The 1,508-nt window shown below is 59.4% G+C and carries 2 protein-coding genes; both read right to left on the bottom strand.

Annotation, left to right across the window (positions count from 1 at the left end; genetic code table 11):
• Positions 1-39 precede the first annotated feature (39 nt).
• On the bottom strand, positions 40-894 hold the full coding sequence (locus EU811_RS22775) for an IS3 family transposase (protein ID WP_160147695.1): 855 nt from the start codon (positions 892-894) through the stop codon (positions 40-42).
• Positions 891-1,448 carry a helix-turn-helix domain-containing protein gene (locus EU811_RS24800; RefSeq protein ID WP_142940531.1) on the bottom strand — a complete coding sequence of 186 codons (558 nt, stop codon included), beginning with the start codon at positions 1,446-1,448 and terminating at the stop codon, positions 891-893. Before EU811_RS24800 ends, EU811_RS22775 begins: the two co-directional genes overlap by 4 nt.
• Positions 1,449-1,508 lie beyond the last annotated feature (60 nt).

The raw sequence follows: 1,508 nt of genomic DNA, 5'->3' as shown, positions 1-1,508 counted from the left end.
TGAACTGGTCCCCGATTGTTGGACTGGCTTATTGGGATTTTAGGCTGCGAGGGTCTGGGCCCGGTATTGCACCGGGCTCAGGCCGTTGAGTTTGGTGGAGATCCTTTCGTTGTTGTACCAGTGGATGTACTCGTGCAGTGCTGAGGCCAGGGCCTCGGTGCTGAGGAACCGGACGTGGTGGAAGAGTTCTTCCTTTAGATGTCCGAAGAAGTTCTCCATGACGGCGTTGTCGTAGCAGTTGCCCTTGCGGGACATTGACTGGGTGGCGCCGGCCTCGGTGAGCAGCTCCCGCCAGAACACGTGCTGATATTGGAAGCCTTGGTCCGAGTGCACCAAGGGTTTTTGTCCCGGTTCCAGGCAGGTGATTGCCTGACGCAGCGAAGTGTTGGCCAGTTCCAGGTTCGGTGAGTTGCCGATGGAATAAGAGATGATTTGCCGGTCAAAAAGGTCCATGACCGGTGAGAGGTAGAGCTTCCGGTCCCCGACGCGGAACTCGGTGACGTCGGTGACCCACTTCTGGTTCGGGGCATCGGTGTCGAACTTCCGGTTCAGCAGGTTCGGTGCAATCACACCCTGTTCGCCTTGGTAGGAGTTATAGCGTTTCCGCCGCCGGACCTTGCAGCGCAGGGCCAGGGCACGCATCAGTTTCAACACGGTCTTTTTCGCGACCACCCACCCCTGCTTTGTCAGCTCGGTCTGGATGCGGCGATGTCCGTAACGGCCGTGGTTGGTCGTGAAAACCTCCGTGATGGCGCTCTTGAGTGCTTCCCGCGGGTCCGGGGACAGGAGCCGGGCTTGATGGTAGAAGAACGTCGAGCGGGCCAAACCTGCGACCTGCAGCAGGACCGGGAGCGGGTAATCAGCCTTGAGGGCAACGAGGGCTTGAACCTTCACCGTCGTTCCTGAGCCCTCAAGGCCCGCAATTTTCCCAAGTAAGCCACCTCTGCCCGCAACAGTTCGTTCTCGCGGCGTAGTTGCTCAAGCTCCGAGCCCTCCGCAGCCCGCGACGACCTGGACTTTGCGGACGGCACGGCCCCAGGCTTTCGAGAAGACGCGACCCCGGGTTCCTGAGGAGGTGTGTCCTTCGGCTTCGCTGGCGTGCCTTTGCGTTTTGGCATCAGCCCGTCCTCGCCCTCCAAGCGATAGGCCCTGACCCATTTCTGCAGCAGTTGACGCGAAGACAGACCCGCTTCAACTGCCAAGTCCGGCCCGGTTTCACCACCCAAGAACCGCTGCACCAAGGCCAGCTTGACCTCGAAAGAGTATGACTTCGGCGCCTTGGTCACCAACACTCCATCCCCATGAATCTTCCATAGCCCATAAAGTCCCCTTACCGGCACGGAGGGCGCATCCAGGTACTGGGCCGCCGCCCGATACCCGAGACCCCTTTCAAAACACGCTACAGCCGACACTCGCTGCACCACAGACAAAGAACTACGCGAACACATAAAACTGCTCCCCTCAAATCGGAACTGAAATTCTCAGTCCAACTTCAGGGGAGCAGTTCA

Source organism: Arthrobacter sp. TS-15 (assembly GCF_006964045.1).
In the GTDB taxonomy this organism is placed as follows: Bacteria; Actinomycetota; Actinomycetes; order Actinomycetales; family Micrococcaceae; genus Arthrobacter.
Note: the sequence above shows the minus strand (reverse complement) of the source record. Positions and strands in the feature narration are given on the sequence as shown.

Excerpts from the sequence above, each read along its gene's own strand:
- EU811_RS24800 (WP_142940531.1), bottom strand. The coding sequence starts at position 1,448 with ATGTGTTCGCGTAGTTCTTTGTCTGTGGTGCAGCGAGTGTCGGCTGTA.